General features: G+C 50.2%; 18 protein-coding genes and 1 riboswitch. Of the genes, 15 read left to right on the top strand and 3 right to left on the bottom strand.

Annotation, left to right across the window (positions count from 1 at the left end; translation table 11 throughout):
- From ACZOWY_RS02260 to ACZOWY_RS02305, 10 genes are all read left to right on the top strand, one after another.
- A partial coding sequence (locus ACZOWY_RS02260) for a M14 family metallopeptidase (RefSeq protein ID WP_484392554.1) occupies nt 1-892 on the top strand: 892 nt, incomplete at its 5' end.
- Between the two features lie 90 nt (nt 893-982).
- Nucleotides 983-2,329 carry an MATE family efflux transporter gene (locus ACZOWY_RS02265; protein ID WP_484392555.1) on the top strand — a complete coding sequence of 449 codons (1,347 nt, stop codon included), beginning with the start codon at nt 983-985 and terminating at the stop codon, nt 2,327-2,329.
- Between the two features lie 299 nt (nt 2,330-2,628).
- Nucleotides 2,629-4,245, top strand: a complete 1,617-nt coding sequence (locus ACZOWY_RS02270; RefSeq protein WP_484392556.1) for an ABC transporter substrate-binding protein — start codon at nt 2,629-2,631, stop codon at nt 4,243-4,245.
- A 193-nt stretch (nt 4,246-4,438) separates the two neighbouring features.
- The gene (gene nikB, locus ACZOWY_RS02275) at nt 4,439-5,377 is read left to right on the top strand and encodes a nickel ABC transporter permease (protein WP_484392557.1); all 939 of its coding nucleotides are present in this window, start codon (nt 4,439-4,441) and stop codon (nt 5,375-5,377) included.
- Nucleotides 5,378-5,381: 4 nt separating this feature from the next.
- Nucleotides 5,382-6,212 (top strand): nickel transporter permease, encoded by an 831-nt coding sequence (gene nikC / locus ACZOWY_RS02280; RefSeq protein ID WP_484392558.1) that lies wholly within the window; start codon nt 5,382-5,384, stop codon nt 6,210-6,212.
- A gap of 13 nt (nt 6,213-6,225) precedes the next feature.
- Complete coding sequence (locus ACZOWY_RS02285; RefSeq protein WP_484392559.1) at nt 6,226-7,014, top strand: ABC transporter ATP-binding protein; 789 nt, start codon at nt 6,226-6,228, stop codon at nt 7,012-7,014.
- Nucleotides 7,007-7,963: an ABC transporter ATP-binding protein gene (locus ACZOWY_RS02290; RefSeq protein WP_484392560.1), complete on the top strand. Its 957-nt coding sequence runs from the start codon at nt 7,007-7,009 to the stop codon at nt 7,961-7,963. Before ACZOWY_RS02285 ends, ACZOWY_RS02290 begins: the two co-directional genes overlap by 8 nt.
- 350 nt (nt 7,964-8,313) lie before the next feature.
- Nucleotides 8,314-11,577, top strand: coding sequence for a heavy metal translocating P-type ATPase (locus ACZOWY_RS02295; protein WP_484392561.1), 3,264 nt, complete (start codon nt 8,314-8,316; stop codon nt 11,575-11,577).
- A 202-nt stretch (nt 11,578-11,779) separates the two neighbouring features.
- Nucleotides 11,780-12,568: a transporter substrate-binding domain-containing protein gene (locus ACZOWY_RS02300; protein WP_484392562.1), complete on the top strand. Its 789-nt coding sequence runs from the start codon at nt 11,780-11,782 to the stop codon at nt 12,566-12,568.
- Between the two features lie 306 nt (nt 12,569-12,874).
- Nucleotides 12,875-13,897, top strand: a complete 1,023-nt coding sequence (locus ACZOWY_RS02305) for a sirohydrochlorin cobaltochelatase (protein WP_484392563.1) — start codon at nt 12,875-12,877, stop codon at nt 13,895-13,897.
- A 193-nt stretch (nt 13,898-14,090) separates the two neighbouring features.
- Here the strand turns inward: ACZOWY_RS02305 and ACZOWY_RS02310 are convergent, their stop codons facing one another.
- Together ACZOWY_RS02310 and ACZOWY_RS02315 are read right to left on the bottom strand one after the other, a co-directional pair.
- Nucleotides 14,091-14,291 carry a hypothetical protein gene (locus tag ACZOWY_RS02310; protein WP_484392564.1) on the bottom strand — a complete coding sequence of 67 codons (201 nt, stop codon included), beginning with the start codon at nt 14,289-14,291 and terminating at the stop codon, nt 14,091-14,093.
- Between the two features lie 41 nt (nt 14,292-14,332).
- On the bottom strand, nt 14,333-15,370 hold the full coding sequence (locus ACZOWY_RS02315) for an ABC transporter substrate-binding protein (protein WP_484392565.1): 1,038 nt from the start codon (nt 15,368-15,370) through the stop codon (nt 14,333-14,335).
- Nucleotides 15,371-15,751: 381 nt separating this feature from the next.
- Nucleotides 15,752-15,932, top strand: a riboswitch (cobalamin riboswitch).
- Here ACZOWY_RS02315 and ACZOWY_RS02320 point away from each other — a divergent pair.
- The 5 genes from ACZOWY_RS02320 to ACZOWY_RS02340 all read left to right on the top strand — a co-directional run bounded on the left by ACZOWY_RS02320 (nt 15,891) and on the right by ACZOWY_RS02340 (nt 22,412).
- Nucleotides 15,891-16,031: a hypothetical protein gene (locus ACZOWY_RS02320; protein ID WP_484392566.1), complete on the top strand. Its 141-nt coding sequence runs from the start codon at nt 15,891-15,893 to the stop codon at nt 16,029-16,031. Its footprint overlaps the riboswitch before it by 42 nt.
- A gap of 322 nt (nt 16,032-16,353) precedes the next feature.
- Nucleotides 16,354-18,579 carry a methylmalonyl-CoA mutase family protein gene (locus tag ACZOWY_RS02325; RefSeq protein ID WP_484392775.1) on the top strand — a complete coding sequence of 742 codons (2,226 nt, stop codon included), beginning with the start codon at nt 16,354-16,356 and terminating at the stop codon, nt 18,577-18,579.
- Entirely contained in the window at nt 18,579-20,777 is a 2,199-nt protein-coding gene (gene scpA / locus ACZOWY_RS02330) for a methylmalonyl-CoA mutase (RefSeq protein ID WP_093913343.1), read from the top strand. Before ACZOWY_RS02325 ends, scpA begins: the two co-directional genes overlap by 1 nt.
- Nucleotides 20,778-20,959: 182 nt before the next feature.
- Entirely contained in the window at nt 20,960-22,162 is a 1,203-nt protein-coding gene (gene meaB, locus ACZOWY_RS02335; protein ID WP_484392567.1) for a methylmalonyl Co-A mutase-associated GTPase MeaB, read from the top strand.
- A gap of 127 nt (nt 22,163-22,289) precedes the next feature.
- The gene (locus ACZOWY_RS02340; protein ID WP_484392568.1) at nt 22,290-22,412 is read left to right on the top strand and encodes a hypothetical protein; all 123 of its coding nucleotides are present in this window, start codon (nt 22,290-22,292) and stop codon (nt 22,410-22,412) included.
- Nucleotides 22,413-22,431: 19 nt separating this feature from the next.
- Here the strand turns inward: ACZOWY_RS02340 and ACZOWY_RS02345 are convergent, their stop codons facing one another.
- Nucleotides 22,432-22,830, bottom strand: a complete 399-nt coding sequence (locus tag ACZOWY_RS02345; protein WP_484392569.1) for a hypothetical protein — start codon at nt 22,828-22,830, stop codon at nt 22,432-22,434.
- Nucleotides 22,831-23,298 lie beyond the last annotated feature (468 nt).

Consider the following 23,298-nt stretch of genomic DNA (forward strand, 5'->3'; position numbering starts at 1 on the left):
GGCGGCTATGGAACTGGGTAAAGAACTGACCCCCGAAGATATCCACGGTTGTCTCGTTATCATGCACCCGGTGAATGTTTCGGCCTTTTGGGCGCGCATGGCGGAAATCTGCCCGGAGGACGGGCTGAACCTGAACCGTGTATTCCCCGGCAATCCAACCTTCAGACGTACTTATAAGCTGGCCGACTTTCTGTTACATGAATTTATTCTGAAAGTGGATTATTATCTGGACCTGCACAGTGGAGACCTGCAGGAAGATTTGCATCCCTACGTCTACTTCCCCGGCAATTCTACGGAAGAGGTCAATAACAAATCCCGGGAACTGGCAAGCCAGCTCAACGTGGAATACATGGTACGCTCTACCGCTACGACAGGCGCCTATAATTGCGCAGCACTGCACGGTGTACCAAGTATCCTTGTAGAACGGGGCGGTACAGGATTCTGCTGCCGTGAGGATATTGACGAGTACAAAGATGATGTGATGCACGTTCTGCAATATGTTGGCATGACTCCCGATTATGACCATGGTCATTATCATGCATTCATACCACAGGAACTGACTAAGGTCGAATATCTTGAGGCTGTCAATCCGGGATGCTGGTTCCACGCAAAACACGGCGGCGAAATGGTGGAAGAAGGAGAGCTGCTGGGCTATACTACCAACTTCTTTGGTGAAAAGCAGGAAGAATATCACGCTAAGTTCAGCGGTGTGATGCTGTATATGACGCCGGCTCTTTCAGTTACTTCAGGTCGTACACTCTGTGCTTACGCGGAACTGCCGGAGGATTACGTACCCCAGGCTCCGCATTCCCACATCCATACTCATGCACTGCCGGAAAAAGTGGAAAAGAAAGCCGGGGGAAACAAAAAAGGCGAAGACTGCAGAGAATAAATAATGCAGTCTGGTTGATACTGTTTCTTTTCTTCCGGTTGCGCTTTGTAAAGACACCAGAAGCAAATTTTTAAATGCAGGTGACTACCATTGGCAAAAACTCTTGATCTTACCAGCGGACCCATCGCCCGTAAACTGTTATGGTTCGCACTGCCCCTGCTGGGCGCCAGTCTGATTCAACAACTATATACAACTGTCGATATTCTTTTTGTCAGTAATTATTTAGGTGCGGCGGCTTCTGCGGCCGTTGGAGCCAGTGTGTTGCTTAACTCGGCTCTTGTCAATCTGTTCACCGGCATCAGCATCGGTGCTGGCGTGGTTATTGCACAGGCCTTTGGCCGTAAGGAGGAAGTACAGCTCAGCAAATCCATTCATACGTCTATGATGCTGGGGCTCATCGGCGGTATATTGCTGACCGTTATAGGTGAATTCAGCGGCTCCGCATTTTTAACTGCGGTCAACACGCCTGCCAGTATTTTTAAAGATGCCCTTGATTATGTCCAGATATTCTTCGTCGGACTGACATTCATGCTGGTCTTTAACATGGCGGCCGGTGTCATGCGGGCCCTGGGTAATTCCCAGACTCCCATGCTGATCCAGCTGGTCTGCGGGATTATTCACATAGCGACAAATTATCTGTTTATCATGTATATGGAAAACGGGATTCTTGCGGTAGCGTGGTCTTCTGTTTTGTCGCAGGTGCTTTCCGCAATTATAGCTGTGTACTATCTGGTCAGGGATGGGGTTATGAGCATCCCGAAACTTGCGGTTGATGGCATGCTGCTGCGGGAAATTATCCGCATTGGCCTGCCTGCCGGACTGCAGGGAGTAGTCGTGACCCTTTCCAATGTATTCGTACAGTATTTCATTAACGGATTTGACGTGGTGGCGATTGCCGCTTTCACCGCTTACTACCGTATCGAATTACTGTTCTACATGCCCTTATGCGCCCTGGGTCAGGCCATGATGACTTTTACTGGGCAGAATGTGGGGGCACGGCTCTTTGACCGGGTGAAGAGAGGTCTGCGCACGACGCTGATTTTTGGCGTGAGCTATTCGTTCATATTGGCGGCTGTCCTTCTCTACTTTGGGCGGGAGACTTTTGGTGTCTTCTATTCTGATCCTGCCGTCATTGACATGGGAATTACCATTATCTGGATTTCCTTTCCTTTCTATTTCTTTTATGTGTTTCTCGAAACCTATGCGGATACACTGCGGGGCGCGGGCGAATCCACCGTTCCCATGTATATCGTGCTCTTCAATCAGTGCCTGTTGCGCACGATTATCCTTTTTGTCTTTATGCAGATGGCCCACGATATCCGGCTGTTGGCAGCCGTATATCCTATCACCTGGGGTACAGCGGGCGCCATGCTGTACTGGTATTGGCGTAAGGGCACGTGGCTGAAGCAGCCGCCGGCGTCACGAAATTTCAGATAATCAGCATTTGCTTAAAATGCGGACTTCCTGTAAAGATGGGAGCAATATAGAAAATTAATAATAAAACATCCTAATAAGAACAATAAATAATTGACAACTCGTTTTACTTATGATACCATAAGCGAAGATAGAAGCTCACATTTGCAAAAGTCTCCAAGAGTGGTAATACCTTGCGTATAGCGGAACGACAGGGTGTTTCGTACTGACAGGCGAAGCGTGTGAGACAGGATTCAGGGTGGATTTTCACCTTTTTATTTATTACATCCAAATATCTAACTTGGAAAGGAAGGAACTATTCTATGAAAAAATTATCCAAAAAATCTGCCGCTTTACTGGTAGCTGGTCTGGTAACCTGTGGTCTGCTGGCAGGTTGCGGCGGCGGCGACAAGAAAGATGCACCGAAGGACGGTGGCAAGGCTGCAGCCAAAACGCTGGTCTTTGGCTGTCAGATGTACGCCGACGGCGGTATTGATCCTTCGGCGCAGACTAACACTGCCTGGAACTGCAGTCGTTTTGGCGTTGGCCAGACGCTGTTCAAATTTGATGATAACGTAAAACCGGTTCCCCAGCTGGCTGAATCCGCTACCCCCAGCGACGGCAACAAGACCTGGACCTTCAAGCTGAAAAAAGGTATTAAATTCAGTAACGGGACCGAAATGACCGCTACTAAAGTTAAAGAATATCTGGACTGGATCCGTGAAGCCGGTAAGAAAGGCTCCACCAGGCCGCAGCAGTTCCTGGATTTTGAAGCAGTGGTTACGGCTGATGATGCGGCCGGCACTGTTACCATCAAATCCAAAAAGGCCTACCCGAATATGGCAGCAAGCCTGGCTGACCCCAGCATGGTCATTTTGGATGTAAAGGGCAGCAAGGACATGAAGAATGGCGCCATCGGCACCGGCCCCTACATGGTTAAAAGTTTCAAAAACCAGGTAGGTTACGAAATGGTGGCTAACCCCCATTACTGGAACGGCAAGGTTCCTTACGATGAGGTTAAGATTATGTTCATGGGCGACGCTTCCGCAAAAGCTAACGCACTGCGTGCCGGACAGATCGACCTGGCAGAAAACATCATGAACGTTGCCGATCTGAAGGGCCTGCAGGGAGATAAGAAGTTTACGGTTCAGATTGCGCCCGGTACCCGTTGCGGTTTCAGCTGGATGAACATGAAACAAGGCCGACCGCTGGCAAACAAGGCGCTGCGCCAGGCCGTGCTGAAAGCCATTGATTATAAGACCATCTGCAAATCCAACACCATCGGCGGCCTGTACACCCCAGGCCCGTCTGTCATCCCCAGCTCCCTGGGTTATGGCTTTGACAAGCTGAAGAACCCCTATGAATACGATCCGGAAGGCGCCAAGAAGATCCTGGACGAAGCCGGTATCAAAGATACCAACGGCGACGGCATCCGTGAACTGAACGGCCAGAATATCCAGCTGCGCTACATCTCTTACGCGAACCGCTTGCTGAACGACTTCTCCGACGCCCACACCCAGTACCTGAAGGCTGTAGGCATTGGCGTAAAGAGCGAGTACGGCAGTTCTGACGACCAGTGGAGTAAGCTGGTTGCCGGCGAGTACGACTTCAACAACAATAACTGGAACTCCATGATTGCAGGCGCTCCCACCGTTTATATGGGCAACTGGTATAGCAAAGCCGAAGCGAATTACTGTGGTTTCAAGAGCGACACCTATGATAAGGCTTATGAAGAGTTGCTGACCACGATGGATACGAAACGCTATGGCGAGTTAATGCAGACCCTGCAGCAGACGTTGATCGACGAAGCGGCCGTTCTGGTAGACGGTTACTACAACAGCTGCATCATCTACAACAATGATAAGGTTGGTTCTGCCCACATGTATCCGCTGGATTACTACTGGATCACCGACGAGATTAAACCGGCCGGAGCGAAATAAGCCAATAACTGATGATAGGCTGCTGCAAAAGCAACAAAAGAAGGATACGGCGCAAGCCGTATCCTTTGTATAATTTTTTCTCTGTAATCTGCGAGAAATCGCAAATGGGACAGTGAAGAAATGCATTGAGCGGATCGGAGTTTGAAAAGTTTAATGCACTGATAAACAGTTCCAATGACGAGGAGAGTTGATAATGAACAGGAATCAGATTTTTTCCAGATTGCTGCAAATGCTGATCGTGCTGATCGGCATCAGCTTTCTGACCTTTTTATTAACCTATCTGTCGCCGGGCGACCCTGCGCGCAATATCTTTACTCATGCCGGTGTAATGCCTTCTACGGAAATGATTGAAGAGATGCGTAAGACCCTGGGCCTGGATAAGCCGTTTTTTACGCAGTACAAGGACTGGCTGTTCAATTGTCTGCAGGGCAATTTCGGTGATTCGTTCATGCTGCAGAAGCCGGTTGCGGATCTGTTGCTCGAACGCCTGTGGCCGACGCTGAAGCTTACGCTGGCTTCCACTGTGCTCATGCTTCTGTTTGCAGTTCCTTTGGGCGTAATTTCCGCTGTTAATCATAACAAGCCAATCGATTATCTGGTACGTGCCGTTACGTTTTTCGGTGTGTCTATTCCCAACTTCTGGCTGGGCCTGATGCTGATTTTGATATTCTGTGTTAAGCTGCGTCTTCTGCCTGTGGTTTCCTCCGGCGGCGACTTTAAATCTCTGATTCTTCCGGCGGTGACACTGGCGGTAGCCATGACGGCCAAGTACACCCGTCAGGTACGTACGGCAGTGCTGGAAGAACTCCATTCGGATTATGTGATCGGCGCCCGCGCCCGCGGCGTATCGGAAAGCAGGATCCTGTGGGGCAACGTGCTCCCCAACTCCCTGCTGCCGCTGATCACGATGCTGGGCCTGTCTATCGGTTCATTACTGGGCGGTACCAGCGTAGTTGAAATCATCTACTCATATCCGGGTCTGGGCAATCTGGCGGTCTCCGCCATTATGTCCGCCGATTATTTCCTGCTACAGGGATATGTTCTTTGGGTTTCGGTAATCTATATGCTGATTAACCTGATTGTAGATATTTCCTACAATTATGTGGATCCCCGCATGCGGCTGAGGAGGTAAGCGTATGGATACGAACAAGAATAAGTTTTTGAGTAACAGAGGCTTTGTCTTTTTCTCCATATTGGCTGTGATTGTTGTGCTTGTGGCTATTTTTGCCCCGGTTCTTTCCGGGGGCATCGACCCCACGGTCGGTAATCTGGCGGATGCCATTATGGCGCCTGACTCGAAGCACCTCTTTGGTACGGATAAAATGGGGCGGGATATTTATGCCCGGGTCCTGTACGGCGCCCGTATTTCCCTGGCTTCCACGTTTGTCCTGGTGCTGACGGTCTTTGTCATCGGTACGGCGCTGGGTGTGCTGGCCGGTTATTTTGGCGGCTGGGTAGACGCAGTGATTATGCGTCTTGCGGATATGATGATTGCGTTCCCGGGCCTGGTATTGGCGATTGCTGTTGCAGGTATGCTGGGCGCGAGCATGCGTAACGCAATCATCGCTATTGCACTGGTGACGTGGCCCAAGTATGCGCGCATGGCGCGGTCTCTGGTGCTGAAAGTCCGTCACACGGATTATGTGTACGCGGCAATCGTTACCGGTTCCAGCACCTGGCGCATGTTGTGGAAATATATGTTGCCGAATACCATTACAACGCTTGTTATCACGGCGGCGACGGATATCGGCGGCATGATGATGGAACTGGCGGCATTGTCTTTCTTAGGCTTTGGCGCACAGCCGCCTACACCGGAATGGGGTTCCATGCTGAGCGAGGGTCGCGATTTTATCCAGTCGGCCCCCTGGCTGATGGTATATCCCGGTCTTGCTATTTTTATTACGGTCGTGATCTTCAATATGCTGGGCGATAATCTCCGGGATATTTTGGATCCGCGGGAAGAGTAAGGGAGGGAATATCATGTCATTATTAGAAATCAAAAACGTAGATATTTCCTATGGTAAGAACCTTACAGTGAAAAACTGCAGCCTGAGCCTGGAAAAAGGTGAAATCTGCAGTATCGTCGGCGAGTCTGGCAGCGGTAAGACTACCGTGATCCGTGCGGTCATGGGACTGCTTCCCGGGGCAGGAAGAGTTTCTGCCGGCGAAATTACATATGACGGAAGGAATCTGCTAAAACTGACGCCCAAAGAATGGCGGAGCCTGCGCGGTCACGACGTGTCCATGATTTTCCAGGACAGCGGCGCTATGATGAACCAGACCCGGTTGATCGGCGACAGTTATGTGGAATACATCCTCACCCACGAAGATCTCTCTAAAAAAGATGCCTGGGCCAAAGGTGTGGAAGTAATTGAACGGATGCGTCTGCCGGACGGCGACCGCATCATGCGTTCCTATCCGTTCCAGCTTTCCGGCGGCCAGCGCCAGCGTGTCGGTATTGCCATGGGCATGACGTACCAGCCTAAGCTGTTGCTTGCCGACGAGCCCACATCGGCGCTTGACGTGACAACGCAGGCGCAGATCGTCCGCCAGTTTATGGAGTTGCGGGACGAGTATGGCACCAGTATTATTATCGTAACCCATAATCTGGGCGTTGCTGCCTATATGGGCGACAAGATTGTGGTTATGAAACGTGGCGAGGTCGTGGATCAGGGCAAGCGTGAATATATACTCAATCAGTCTGAAAACCCGTACACCAATCTGCTACTGGACGCGGTACCGACGTTAGGAGGTAAGCGCTATGTTTGATGAGAAAGATCTGTTGATTGATGCGCGTCATGTGACGCGCCGTTTTCCTACTAACGACGGACGTCTGCTCACCGCCTGTGACGATATCAACCTGAAGTTCTATAAAGGGAAGACCCTGGGCCTTGTTGGTGAATCTGGCTGTGGCAAGAGTACTTTCATGCGTTTCCTGGTATGGCTTGACAGCCCCACGGAAGGGGAGATCTTCTTCCATGGGAAGGATATCACAAAGATGAAGGGGAAGGAACTGCACGATAACCGTCAGCATATCCAGATGGTATTCCAGGATCCTACCACTTCCTTCAATCCAAAAATGAAGATTAAGGAAATTGTGTGCGAGCCGTTGCTGAACTTTAACCGCATCAGCCGGTCTGAAGTAGACGCTAAGGCGCGGGAACTTCTGGAACTGGTTGAACTGCCTGGCGATTTTGCGGACCGTTTTCCACATAATATGTCTGGTGGGCAGCGCCAGCGCGTGGCCATTGCCCGCGCCATCGCGCTGGAACCCGAATTCATCGTTATGGACGAAGCTACAAGCGCCTTGGACGTTTCTGTACAGAAGACGGTCATCGAACTCATTACCCGCCTGCAGCGGGAAAAGAACATTGCTATCGGATTTATCTGTCATGACCTTGGGTTGATTGAGTCCTTTGCACATCAGGTGGCAGTCATGTACCTGGGCAATATTGTAGAAATCATGCCGGGCGAAGGCCTTTCCAACGTGTGTTGCCATCCCTATTCCAGGGCGTTGCTGGACTCTGTCTTTGATACTAAGATGGACTTTACACAGAAGATAAAGAGCATTAAAGGCGAACCGCCCAGCCCGCTGGACCTGCCACCGGGCTGTCCTTTCAGCAATCGTTGCCCGAAATGTACGGACCGTTGCCTGCAGGAGAAGCCAAAACTGCGTGAAGTAGGGCCGGGCCATGAAGTGGCCTGCCATATGGTTTAGATTGTGTTATTCTTATTTATCTTCGGTCGTCCCTTGTTGTAAGGACGACCGAAGATAATAGAACCGATATGATAAAAACAGATACGATAACTGTAACATTTGATACAGTATGACAACGAATTTGTGAAAAATGTGTGAAATTGAAGCAAATAACATATGAACGATTGCTCATATGTTATAATGTAGTTGATCTGAAAAAGATCCTGCAAATATATAGCAAACCTAATCCCGGAAGGGATATCAGGGGCAGGGAACGTAACGGACAGAAACAGGAGTCTTAATATATTCAGTCCTAATATATTATAGGTTCTTCAGCCCCGGAGCTCAGGCGCAAGGAAAGGTGAATAACGATGTCTAAAGAAATGAACGACGCGGAGGGTATCCGCAACTTGCAACACGACCACGACCATGATCACGGCCACGACCACGACCATGATCACGACCACGACCATGATCACGGCCACGACCACGACCATGATCACGGCCACGACCACGACCACGGCCATGACCACGACCATGACCATGACCACGGCCATGACCATGACCACGGCCACGATCACGGCCACGGCCACGACCATGACCACGGACACGACCATGACCACGGTAGCTGTGGCTGCGATGATTGCGCAACCCACGACCACAGCGAACACGAGCTGGTGCACCACAATGCAACCTATACTCATGAAGCGCATCAGGCCGGCCATCCGGACAGCTGCGGCTGCCCTGTCTGCAACTCTCATGAAGAATACTGCGACTTCTGCGGCGAAAGCCTGGCCCACTGCAAGTGCCGTATGCCGGACGCGGACGACGTAAAACGGGTTTACAGCCTGATCAATCTGGACTGCCCCATTTGCGCATCAAAGATTGAACATAAGATCAAATCCCTGCCGGGGGTGTCCTATGCGACGGTCAGTTACGGAACCAAACAGCTCCGTGTTTCCGCCAAGAATCCCGACGCCATGTTGCCGGTGTTCCAGGAAATCTGCCGTTCTTTCCTGTCTTATGTAACGGTAGTTCCCAGGGAAGAAGGTCCGGAACAGTCCAGCAAGTTCCGTACATATAATGTTGCAGGTCTTGACTGTGCAGCCTGCTCGATTAAAGTGCAGGATGCTATTGCAGCTATTCCCGGTGTAAAACAGGCTACATTGGTTTACGAAACCGGACAGCTCCGGGTTACCGCTGATAACTATGACGACCTGCTGGGCAAAATGCAGGCTGCTGCTGAAAAAGCCGAAGACGGTGTAACCATTACGGAACGGGTCCGTGCCTCTGCTCAAAAAAAATACCGTACCTATAAAGTGGAAGGTCTTGATTGTGCGGCCTGCTCTGTAAAAGTTCAGGATGCCATCGCTGCCCTTCCGATTGTAGACGAAGCAATCCTGGTTTACGAAACCGGCCAGCTGCGGGTCAGCGCCCGCAGTTATGACGGACTTCTGCCACAGATGCAGGCGGCAGCCGATAAAGCAGAAGAGGGCGTGACCATTTCCGAAAAAGAACAGTTCGGCGCTGCGAAATACCGTACTTACGATGTACAGGGCCTGGACTGTGCGGCTTGTGCGACCAAGGTGGAAGACGCCATCAAAGCCATGCCGGAAGTTGAGGACGCCGTGTTGGTGTATTCTACCGGTCAGCTTCGGGTTACCGCCCGCAGTTACGATGGCCTCACTGCCAAACTGCAGGCTGTTACCGATAAAGTAGAAGACGGTGTAACCATTGTGGAACGGATGGATAATGCGCCGGTTCCGGAGCGGAAAAAAGAAAAGAAATCCTTCCTCAGCGAGAACGCAAGGGAATTATTTGAACTGGTAGTTGGCGGTCTTATCTTCATCGTAACCGAGTGGCTGGGGCTGGTACCGGAAGAATACCATATGTACTTCCTTGTGATTGCGTATGTAATCCTGGGCTGGAAGATCGTACTTACCGCCCTGAAGAACCTGACCAAGGGTGAATTCTTTGATGAAAACTTCCTGATGACGGTAGCAACCCTGGGCGCTTTTGCCATCCAGGCCTGGGAAGAAGCCGTAGGCGTTATCTTCTTCTACCGCGTCGGCGAATGGTTCCAGGATCGGGCTGCCGATCGCAGCCGCGACCAGATCATGGATGCGGTGGATATGCGTCCGGAAGTGGTCAACCTGCTGGTTGGCGATGATGTAAAAGTGATTCCGTCCGCCGAAGCCCGTGTGGGTGACATCCTGCTGGTTCGTGTCGGCGACCGTATCCCGCTGGACGGCGTGGTCATTGAAGGTGAAAGCCTGCTGGATACCTCCCCGGTAACCGGCGAACCGGTACCTGTACGTAAATCTTACGGCGACGAAGTACTGTCCGGCTGTGTAAACACCTCCGGCATGCTGAAGATCCGCGTAGAAAAAGAACTGCAGGAATCCATGGTTACCAAGATTCTGGACTCTGTGGAAAACGCGGCGGCCAACAAACCGTACATTGATAAATTCATCACCCGTTTTGCACGGGTATATACCCCAATCGTCGTAGGGCTGGCCCTTCTGGTAGCCATTGTGCCTTCCCTGATGACCGGCGACTGGCATAAGTGGATTTATACGGCCCTGACCTTCCTGGTTATCAGCTGCCCCTGCGCCCTGGTACTGAGCGTGCCCCTGTCCTTCTTCGCGGGCATCGGCGCCGGATCCAAGCTGGGCATCCTGTTTAAAGGCGGCAACGCCATGGAAATGCTGAAAAACGTAGCGGCGGTGGTCATGGATAAGACCGGCACCGTTACCAAGGGCAACTTCGTGTTGCAGCAGGTCAATCCGGCCGGCGGCGTAAGCGCGGATGAGATCCTCCGGGAGACTGCGGGAATGGAACAGGTTTCCACCCATCCCATCGCCGTCAGCATCGTCAACGCGGCCAAAGAAAAGAGCCTGGATCTGCAACGTCCAGACCGGTTTGAAGAAATCGCCGGCGAAGGCCTGGTAGCCTACTACGGAAAAGACGTGCTGCTGGCCGGCAATACCCGCCTGATGAACCGTTACAAGATTGACTTCAGCGGTTACCAGGCTGCGGCGTATGGCAGCGAAGTACTGGTAGCAAAGAATGGGACTTTCCTGGGCAGCCTGTTCATCAATGATACCCTGAAAGACGATGCCAAACAGGCAGTGGCAGATATCAACAAACTGGGCCTGACCACGGTTATGCTCACCGGCGACGCCCGGAGAGAAGCAGAAGCGGTGGCGAAGGAAGCCGGAATTCAGGAAGTGCGCGCAGAACTGCTGCCGCAGGATAAGCTGAAAGAAATGAACGACCTGCGCAACAAATACGGCGGAGTCATGTTCGTAGGCGACGGCATCAACGACGCCCCGGTACTGGCCGGCGCGGACGTAGGCGCAGCCATGGGCAGCGGCGCGGACGCAGCCATCGAAGCGGCGGACGTGGTGTTCATGAACTCTGAGATGAGCGCGATTCCCAAAGCCATAGCTATTGCCAAGGCGGTCAACAATGTAGCCTGGCAGAATGTAGTCTTTGCCCTGGTAGTCAAGGTCATCATCATGGTAGCGGGCCTCTTCGGTTATGCGTCTATGTGGGCCGCGGTCTTCGCGGATACCGGCGTATCCGTGCTGTGCGTACTGAATGCCTGCCGCGTGCTGTATAAGAAATTCTGATTACGTTTAAAAACGATGATTCAATGCGTCTGCGTGCCATTCTGCGCGCAGGCGTATACATCAGGTGTGTCTTTACGAAAACTGCCGGTTATCGGCAGGGACAGGAAGTCATAGCGATTCTTTTTAACGGAAACATTAAACGCTCTCACGTTTCCCAAAAACAGCGGCGTCTGCTTCTGGCAGACCGAAGGAGGTTAAAGCCATGAAAAAAATTCTGTGCTTTGTATTAACAGTGATTTGCCTGCTTGCCGTTGCGGGTTGCGGCGGCGAGTCTAAAACGGAAGCCCCTTCACAGAAGCAGGCGGTTGCGGAAAAGGTGCTGCGGGTGGGAACCGACGCAGACTATCCGCCCTTTGAATATTTCCAGGAAGCCTCAAAGGCCTTTACCGGCTTTGATATCGAATTGATGCGGGGTATTGCCCGGGAGCTGGGCTACAGCAGGGTGGAGTTTGTAGACCTGGAATTCAATAACCTGTTGCCGTCTCTGAAAGACGGGCAGGTAGATGCGGTCATTTCCTGTATGAATATTACAGAAGAGCGCAAAAAGGTGGCTGATTTTACGGAACCCTATCTGGACAGCGTCAATGTGGCAGTAGGCCCCTTTGGTACGAAAGCTGCCGACGCAGATGTGCTGAAGGATAAGCGTATCGCCGTAGAGGTTGGCAGTGTCCATGTGAAGCAGGCCAAAGCGTATTCCGATAACGTCGTGGAATGCGGCGAAGTGGAAGACGCCCTGAAGATGGTGGCGGAGAAAAAAGCAGATTTTGCCATTATGGATAATTACACGGCCCGTTTCTATATTACCCAGAACTACAGCAACAAGCTTACCATTATGGCAGAGTTAAAAGACAGCAAGGATGCCGGCATAGCAATTGCTGTTGCTAAAAATAATAAGGAACTGCTGGATAAACTGAACGCGGGCCTGCAAAACTATCGAACGAGTGCTAATTTCCTGCAACTGAGGAACAGCTATTTCGGTAAGCTGAAATAAAACGCAGATACGTTTTGCAGTGAGCGTGTTAAAAAGATTAAAAGACCATCCCGGTACGGATATAAAAACCGTACCGTTTTTTTTAAGGGAACAAATTAACCGGTGTTTCTTTACTATTTGAAATAACTGAACAGATTAGGCGGATTGATTGATCGGCGTAGGGATAAGGCACTATATGTTAAATCCAGATTAATAATAATTAATAATAATGTATTCTAATAGTATTGCATTTTTAAATATATTATCTTATAATTAAAACACATTTAGGCTGTTTCACCGTCAGGTAAAGAAAAGGGGTCATTTATTATGAACAAAGCTGTCAGAATCGTTACCAATGTATTGTTGTCTGTCTGTGGTATGGCATTTGCCGTGCCTGGCCATGCAGGTTATAAACTGAGTTCTGAAGTGAAGAAGCCTACGCCGGCTTTGCTGGAAGCCTCTGAAATCGGTGTCCGTGTGTATAATAACAGGGAGATGCAGGATTTGCCAGATAAAGACGCTCTGGTTGTGATGTCTTTTGGCACTACCATGAAGGAGACCAGAGACAGGACTATTAACGCTACGGTAGAGGAAATCCGGAAAGCTCTGCCCGGTGTAAAGGTCTTGGTGGCTTATACATCACATATTATTATTGATCGGATCAAAGCGAAAGAAGGCCTGGTCATCCCCACCCCGGAAGAAGCACTGGAACAGCTGAAGGCAGAAGGATATACCCGTATCGCTCTGGCTTCCCTGGATATCATCCCCGGGATGGAATACGATTATAAGTGCGGTATTTTCCGGAACTATCGCACATGTTTCAAGAAGATGACTATGGGTCTTCCTCTCCTGTTTTGGCAGGGACAGGAGAATCAGCGGGATGATGTGATGGAGACGGTACAGGCTTTTGCCACTCAGTTCCCGAAACTGGAAAGCGATGAAGCGCTGCTGGTGATGACACATGGTACACCTCATCCGTCTAATGCGTACTATGCTGTAATCCAGGATCGTCTGAATAAATTGGGCAAAGGACATATTCATGTTTACAGTGTGGAAGGAATGCCTATGCTGGAGCATGTGATTCCCGAGCTGAAAAAAGAAGGCGTTACGCATGTGACATTGATGCCCATGATGATGGTGGCCGGAGACCATGCCAACAACGATATGGCAGGGGACGAAGACGATTCACATAAAGTCATTTTGCAGAACGAAGGATTTTCTGTTACCCCTTATATTCACGGCATGGGTGAGAACGAAGCTGTGCGTAAGATTTTTGTGGAACGGGCGATGGAAAGCTGGGATGCCCTGAAGAACGTAACGGAAGGCCGGACCGGTGGCATGCCGCACTGAAGAATAGAATAAATTTTAATAAACGAAAAGCCCGCATTGAATTATGCGGGCTTTTTTCGTTTTGCTGTGAAAAAGGTGAAGAAGAAGGATGAGGGTTTTTATCTATGGTTTTGATAAAAAAATCTAATTAATTATCACACCTTAATTATAATATTTGCTGATAATAATGTCAATAGAATAGAAAAAGTAATTGCTATTCGTCCTGTTTCATGTCTTCCAACACGGCTACAAGGGCCAGTTTGGCTTCTTCCAGCCTGTCCAGGTCATAGATTATATCCCGAACAAGGAAATCTTTAGTGCTGACCGTATTACTGATGCTGTCAATCACTTCATCCATACGTTTCAGTACACCATATAAAATATCTTTACGGGTAACGTCGCGATTTACTTCCATAGGAAAACCTCCTTATATGTTATTGCGAAATAATTAAGCAACTACTTGCCGATTGCCTTGTCCCATTTGTCAACCACTTCGTCGCGGTGCCTGCCAGCCCAAAGGAAGTTATATTTGATCAACTTGGCGCTTTTGAGTTCATCGGCCTGTTTGGGAGGCTTGGCATCAGGATGGGTCAGGAACTGGTAAGAGCCTACGGTCTGGCCGATTTCCTGCGCCTTGGCCGTCAGGCACCAGTCGATGAAACGCTTGGCAGCTTCCTGGTCCGGACCGCCTTTGATCAGTGATACGGCGCCTACTTCATAGCCTGTACCTTCCGTAGGGAAGGTGAGCACCAGATCTTTCATGCCGCTTTCCCGGAATTTGATGGCATCATGCAGGAACGAAATACCAATCAGGCATTCGCCCTGGCCTGCCAGTTTTGCCGGGGCAGAGCCGGATTTCTGGTATGTTTTTATCTGCTTGTCCAGTTTCTTCATATAATCCAGGGCATCTTCCTCACCACGAAGCTGGACCATGGAGGCCAGCAGGGTATAGCCGGTGCCGGAGGATTTGGGGTTGGGCATCATAATCTGTCCCTGATACTCCGGTTTCAGCAGATCGCTCCAGCTTTTGGGAGGCTCCAGATTCTTTTCCTTTAACAGTTTTTCGTTGGAGGCGAACCCCAGATAGCCTACATAAACACCTGTCCAGAAGCCGTCTGCATCTTTAAACCGTTCCGGAATCTTTTTCGCATTGGGGGATACGTATTTTTCCAGCAACCCGTCTGTTTTGGCCTGGATCTGCCCGTCTGCCGGTCCGCCGAACCACACGGACGCTTTCGGCGCATCCTTTTCTGCCTTCAGTCGTTGAAGGGTTTCGCCTGAAGACATGCGCACGGCAGTCACTTTAATTCCCGTTTCCTTTTCAAAGGCAGCCACATCTGCGGCCATGAAATCTTCTAAAGCACCCCAGTAAACCGTCAGTTTCTGCGTACCGGGCTTCAGTGATTCTTTCTTTTCGCTGCCGCAGCCACTGAGGGAGAAAAGCAATAGGCCGGCAAGAGATAAGGCGCAAACAGTTCTCAATTTTCTTTTCATTACACAGACTCCTTTTCCGTAGGATTGTGAGAGTAGATTAATGAATTATATAATATCCTTATATAATATAATTCGTAAAACAAAATAATTACTGATTTATAATTACTGATTTATCAGAACAATTTTATCAAAAAGTATGTATTTCCACAATAGTTAAAACAAAAAAAGTATAATATATTTTAATGATCAGGTCTGCCATATGCAAAACAACCTGCTAACGATACCAGTTATTGATAGCAAGTAAAATTAATAATCTTTTGACAAAAATTAATAAATAGCTTGACATTCTTAATAATAATTATTATTATAATAATGAGCTGAGAAACTGTGATGGTTGAAAGAGAGTCAGACAGTTTTCCGGTGAAGGGTAAGTTAAAATTTAATACAACAATAAATACAGGTGCCCGCAAGGGCCCAACAGAGAAGTCCGGTGCAAGTCCGGCGCGGTCCCGCCGCTGTAAGGGGGAGCGAGCTTCAAGCGTGTCACTGAAACCAAGGTTTTGGGAAGGCGAAGCGAGTGATGAATCCAAGTCAGAAGAACTGCCTGTATGGAACCCATTTCTTAACCCGCGAGCGACGGGGAGGAGATGACTGCGTGGCCGGTAACCGGCTGGCAGCTGCCTTCAAACCGTCTTTTCATAAACGAAAAGACGTTTTTTAATTCAGTTTATATTACGGCCTGGACAACCGTCATATAATGATTTGCCATTCTCAAACCTTCCGAATTTACGTGCGGGGTAACAGAGCCGGACACTTTGTTACCCGCACGGGTCTGAAGGTAAAAGAGGGGAATCGGGGCAGCGGCAGTGATCACTCTCACACGAGCTTGTTTTTTTATGCGGTAATATCCATCCGGCGACGGGTGGTTTTACATAGATTCAGCGACCGGGCGCATTTCCCGGAAGGAGAATCACTATTCTATATGAGGAGGTAAATTGTTTATGGCTGAAGAAACCAACATCGAGCAGTCCAAATCCAAGCCGATGACTGACAAGGAGTTGGAAGAACTTCTGCGTAAGTCCGAACAAAACGCGTCTTACCCGGATGTTCCGTTTGATGAGTTTACAGTCCCCACGCCGGAAGAATGGGTGGCGGCCTGTAACGAACTGTTAAAAGGCAAGCCTTTTGACAAGATGATGTACACCAAAAACTATGAAGGCATTACCTTCGATCCCATTTACACTCTGCGTAAATGGAAAGACATCCTGCCTACGGATGATTATCCTGGCATGGGCGATTTCCTGCGCGGCAGCACGGTGAATGGGTATGTTCATGAACCCTGGGGCATTGCGCAGGCATGCGATCTCACCGAACCGCAGGAAAACAATGAACTGCTGAAATTTGAAATTTCCAAAGGCAGCACGGTTTATCACGTACGGGTTGACAGTGCTACCCTGGCAGGCGTGGACGTAAAAGATGCTGAAAAACCCGGCGATAAAGGCGTAAGCCTGACCACGCTGGAGGACATGCATACCATGCTGGATGGGCTAGATCTGGAAAAGATTCCCTATATGTTATATACAGGGGAAGGTTCTGCCCGTCTGCTGGCTATGACCGTAGCCGCGCTGAAAGCTGCCGGCAAGAAGATTGAAAAGCTGCATGGTATTATCGGTGCCGACCCCATCGGCGAGCTGGTAAAGAACGGCAAGACGGCTGAAAGCCTGGATGCTCTGTATGATCAGATGGCAGGCGTAATCAAATGGGCGAAGAAAAACGCTCCCGGCCTGCGCACCATCCTGGTTCGCAGCACCGTATTCTCCCTGGGCGGAGCGGAAAGCGTTCAGGAAGTTGCCTATACCTATGCGGTAGCGGTTGAATATGTACGCCAGATGATGAAACGCGGTCTGGATATCCATGACATTTCCCAGGCGATTGCCTTCGAATTCAACCAGGGTGCCAACTTCTTCATGGAAATCGCAAAACTGCGTGCAGCCCGTCAGATCTGGGCCAACATCATGAAGGAATTCGGCGCGGAAGAAGCAGACCGTGCTTCCTTCGTGCATGGTCGCCCGGCAACCTTCACTAAGACGGTAATCGACCCCTATGTTAACATGCTGCGTAACTGCACCCAGTCGTTCTCCAGCGTAGTTGGCGGTGTTAACACCTTTGAAAATGAACCTTTTGACGAACTGATCCGCAAAGGCGACACCTTCTCCCGCCGTATTGCCCGTAACATCCATATCATGCTGCAGGAAGAATTCGGCATGCAGGCGCCTATCGATCAGGCCGGCGGCTCCTGGGCAGTAGAAGCGCTGACCAAGCAGATCACCGAAAAGATTTGGGCTAAATTCCAGGAAGTAGAAGCAGCTGGCGGCGTTATCGCTGCCCTGAAAGACGGCAGTATCCAGAAAGGCATCGCTGATGTCCTGGCTGCCCGCTTCAAAGCGCTGGAACTGCGTAAAGACCGCGCAGTCGGCGTTAATATGTATCCGAATATGACGGAAGAACCGCTGGATCCCCGTCCGGAAAATACCGAAGAAATCAAAAAGATCCTGGCTGCTGCAGTTGAAAAATATGAAGCTGACGTTGATGCAAAAGAAGCGGAAGCAAAACTGGCTGCTGTTAAGGCTGCTGCTGCGGACGTTCTGGTTGACGCGGAAGCGGAAGCATTTGCTGCCGGCGCCACGATTGGTCAGGTTGCCAAAGCGGCTGCAAAAGAAGCTTGCGGCTGCTGCTGCGACGTAACCGTAGAACCGATTGCGGAACATCATTGGACCGAACGGTTCGAAGCCCTGCGCAAAGATACCGAAGCCTATATTGCCAAGACCGGCAAGAATGTGGAAGTGTTCCTGGCTAACATGGGCCCGATTCCGCAGCATAAAGCCCGCGCTGACTTCTCCACCAGCTTCCTGCAGGTTGGCGAATTCAACGTGCATCTGAATAACGGCTTCCAGGACGACGAAGGCAAACCCAATTCCCGTTGGGAAAAAGCTGCGGCTGCCCTCAAGGCCGGCATCGACGAAGCAGGCACTCCGTATGACTGCGCAGTTATCTGCTCCACCGACGCTACCTATCCGGAAGACGTACCGGGCATGGCTCCGTTGCTGAAGGCTGCTAACCCGACCATGAAACTGTTCCTGGCCGGCGCTCCTGCCAAAGATATGAAACAGACGTATCTGGACGCAGGTGTGGACGACTTCATCAGCGTATCTGCCAACTGCTTTGATATTCTGAAAGACTTGCAGAAGAGGAAGGGGATGATTGAATAATGGCAAATCTGAATCCTGATTTCACCAAGATTAGCTTTCCCGAACACCCTTCCTGCTCCTATGAGGACTGGAAGAAAGGTTTGGAGAAGAAAACCGGTGAAAACTGGGATGCCCTGAAAGGTACAACCCTCGAACGTATCCCGGTTGATCCGCTGTACACTGCTGAAATTTACAAAAAATGCAACCATCTGGATTTCATGAGCGGTATTCCTCCGTTCCTGCGTGGACCGTACTCCACCATGTACGTATTCCGTCCCTGGACGGTACGTCAGTATGCCGGTTTCTCCACCGCAGAAGAATCCAACGCTTTCTACCGCCGCAACCTGGCAGCGGGCCAGAAAGGCCTGTCTATCGCTTTCGACCTGCCGACCCATCGCGGCTACGACGCGGATAACCCCCGTGTAGTCGGCGACGTTGGTAAAGCAGGCGTATCCGTTTGCTCCATGTTGGATATGAACATCCTGTTCTCCGGTATTCCGCTGGATCAGATGTCCGTATCCATGACCATGAACGGCGCGGTTCTTCCGATTCTGTCCTTCTTCATCGTATCCGGTGAAGAACAGGGCGTAGACAAGAAGATCATGGCCGGTACCATCCAGAACGATATTCTGAAGGAATTCATGGTACGTAACACTTACATTTATCCGCCTGATATGTCCATGCGTATCATCGGCGACATTTTCGAGTACACCACCAACTACATGCCGAAGTTCAACTCCATTTCCATTTCCGGTTACCACATTCAGGAATGCGGCGCTACCTGCGATCTGGAATTAGGTTACACGCTGGCCGACGGCATGGAATACATCCGCACCGGTGAAAGAGCAGGCCTGAAGGTTGACGCCTTCGCAAAACGTCTGTCCTTCTTCTGGGATATGGGCAAGAACTACTTCATGGAAGTTGCCAAGATGCGTGCGGCCCGTGTACTGTGGGCGAAGATTCTGAAGAGCTTCGGCGCCAAGAATCCGAAATCCATGGCACTGCGTACCCACTCCCAGACTTCCGGCTGGTCCCTGACCGAACAGGATCCGTTCAACAACATCTCCCGTACCTGTATGGAAGCTATGTCCGCAGCTCTGGGCCACACCCAGTCCCTGCACACCAACGCGCTGGACGAAGCTATCGCACTGCCGACCGACTTCTCCGCACGTCTGGCACGTAACACCCAGCTGTACATCCAGGACGAGACCAAAGTCTGCAAGATTATCGATCCGTGGGGCGGTTCCTACTATCTGGAATACCTCACCAACGAAATCATCCGCCGCGCCTGGGCTCATATCCAGGAAGTTGAATCTCTGGGCGGTATGGCAAAAGCTATTGCAACCGGTCTGCCGAAGATGCGTATCGAAGAATGCGCGGCCCGTCGTCAGGCTAATATCGACAGCGGCAAGGAAACCATCGTTGGCCTGAACAAATACCGTCTGGCCAAGGAAGACCCGCTGAACGTATTGTCCATCGATAATACCGCCGTTCGTAACGCCCAGATCAAACGTCTGGAAAAACTGCGCGCAGAACGGAATCCGGAAGCGGTTGCCCGCGACCTGGCAGCCCTGACTGCCGCAGCGGAAAGCCGTGAAAACGGAAACCTGCTGGAATGCGCCGTACAGGCTGCACGCGACCGTGCTTCCCTGGGCGAAATTTCCGACGCAATCGAAAAAGTGTCCGGTCGTTTCAACGCTGTCATCCACACCGTATCCGGCGTATACAGCAGCGAATTCTCCGGCAACGACGATATGGAAAAAGCCAATGCGCTGGCTAAAGAATTTGAAAAACTGGAAGGCCGTCGGCCTCGTATCTTCCTGGCTAAGATGGGTCAGGACGGTCATGACCGCGGACAGAAAGTTCTGGCGACCTCCTTCGCTGACATGGGCTGGGACGTTGACGTAGGGCCTCTGTTCCAGACTCCGGAAGAAACTGCACAGGACGCAGTGGACAACGACGTTCACATGGTCGGTTTCTCCTCCCTGGCTGCCGGTCACAAGACCTTGCTGCCGGCTCTGGTGGAAGAACTTGCCAAACGCGGCCGTGAAGATATTCTGGTAACTATCGGCGGCGTTATCCCCGCACAGGATTACGATTATCTGTACGATCATGGCGCAGCTGCCATCTTCGGGCCTGGTACCAACATTCCGAAGTGCTGTATCAAATTGCTGCAGATGCTGGTAGACCGTGCCAAAGAGGAAGCTGCTCAGGAATAACGGAATCGGAAGGAAAACAGCCTGAACGGTTGTTGTCCGGCTGGTTTCAAGTGTAAGAATTATGGTGCCTGTCTGCCCCTGTTGTGGTAACGGGGGCAGACGGCCCATTTATTTCATGTATATGGGACAGTCCGAAGAACGCGTGCGGTCATCGCAGTGCGACGCGCACCGTACCATAATATATGAAGAAAGTTGAGATGATAATCATGCCTGAAATTCCAAAATCTGATTTACATCCCAGTTGGGTGCCTGAGGATGCAAATGAAAACTTTGCCTGTTCCGTAATGGGTGGCATCGATACGAAAGTTAACGCCAACTCAGAAGAAAAAGTCTATGATCCCAATGCAGTCCGCAGGGTTCCGTTGCGCAGGAAACCCACTCTTGACGAGATTGTAAAGGGTGTAGGCGAAGGCAATCGCGTGATGTTATCCAAAGCGATTACTCTGATTGAAAGTAATGCTCCCAAAGATTTTGATAAAGCCCAGCGTGTATTGCAGGGGCTGCTGCCAAAAACAGGCAAGGCGCTGCGCATCGGAATTACCGGTGTGCCCGGCGCAGGCAAGAGTACGTTTATTGAGGCCTTTGGCCAGTTGCTGTGCAGTATGGGTTATAAAGTAGCCGTACTGGCAGTAGATCCTACCAGTCCGCTGACCGGCGGTTCCATTCTGGGCGATAAGACCCGTATGCAGAACCTGTCACGGGAACCGAACTGTTTTATCCGTCCTACCCCTTCCGGCGGTACATTGGGCGGCGTGGCCCGCAAGAGCCGCGAGACAATGATGCTCTGCGAAGCAGCAGGGTATGATGTGATTTTGGTTGAAACCGTAGGCGTAGGCCAGTCGGAGACTACCGTGCGCAATATGGTTGATTTCTTTATGCTGGTTGTACTTACCGGTGCAGGCGACGATCTGCAGGGTATTAAGAAAGGCATTATGGAACTGGCCGATGCGATTGTAGTCAACAAAGCTGACGGTGAGAATCTGGCACGGGCAACTGTGACCCAGGGCGAATATGAACGTATGGTGGAGTTTATCCGTCCGGCGACGGAAGGATGGAAGACCCATGCCTATAAATGTTCCGCACTGACCCATGACGGACTGCCTGAGCTGTGGGCCGTTATGCGCAAGTTTGAAAAAGAAACGAAAGAATCCGGAGTGTTCCAGAAACGCCGTAAAGCACAACTTCTGTCCTGGGTGCGCGGTATGATCGACGAACATCTCCATAACCTGTTCTTTAATGATCCGATGATTAAAGGCCGTATCCCTCTGGTAGAACATTCGGTCGTGAACGGATTGATTTCACCCAGTCAGGCCGTTACCGAACTGATTCGTTGCTTTGACATGGACCGTGCGGCTATTAAGCATATGCAAAGCGGAAAGCTGTAAAGCCTTTCCGTAAACTGAAGACGGACAAAGAAAGAATTGTGGGCAACTGATAGCATGCCCTGGTTGTTTCTAAAAGAATTTTTGCAAAAATTATAAAAGCAGTTGCGGGTTTTGGCGAATCCGTATTGTGCAAAGGCTTATTCACAGCGGTTACCGCCTTAACTGCTGTGTGATAGCGGGCTTCCTGCCGCCTCAGGAAGCCCAAAACCCCGGTATCCGTAAGGATGCCGGGGTTTTTGTAAAGGAATGATTTGTTGCCAATAATTATGTTATTCCGGATATTCGTTCAACGGATCCTGATCTTTGCCAATCAGGGTGAACATGTCGGTTGTTTCACGATTGTAGGGCAATTTGGATTTGATGCGCCCCTGTTCCTGCAGCAGGCGTTCCGCTTCCAGTGGCATGATTTCCATGCGCTTCAGTTTTTTGTAAACGGAAGGACGGAAAGCGCGCCACACTTCCATAATGTTATGCAGGATCTGGGCACTGGGGATTTCAAATTTTTCACGACCATCCAGTACTGACTGCACTTTGGCCCTGCGTTCAGCCATCTCTTCTTCTGCCAGTCCTTCAATGACGCGTTCCAGTTCCGCTTCCAGCGGGTTCGCCAGATACTCTTCAATCATGATTTCCAGTTCATTGTCGTATGTAATCCTGCGCTTTTCCATGATTACCTCCTCCTATTGCTTTGCTTCACGGTGGATCGTTCTATAAAAAATGACTGTAATGGTGTCGGATTCGGGACATAAGCGGCCAAACCCTTTGCCCCGCCTGTTCCCACCTATATTTTATCATTTACAAAATTTATTATCAATAAGAATATATAATTTATTGATAAAATTTACGAGAATGGAAAATGGATACGGAAGGTGCGGCGCATCCTGTCTGCGCAAGCTTGTTCAGAATACTCCGATCCATTCACATGCACGATGATCGCCGCTTTTTGTAATTGCCTGATTCCTTCTCCCGTAACGCAGCTGTTAAATCCCTTTAAATCATAGTGATTTATATGATATTGTGTAACATTCTGCACAATTTCTAACGCAAAACTATAATTTTAGAAAAATGCGGAATTTTTATTTGACAATGGCCTGCATCTCTGCTATTTTTAATCACAAGTTAAATACTATGATTTG

The sequence above is a fragment of the Succiniclasticum sp. genome (assembly GCF_056977735.1).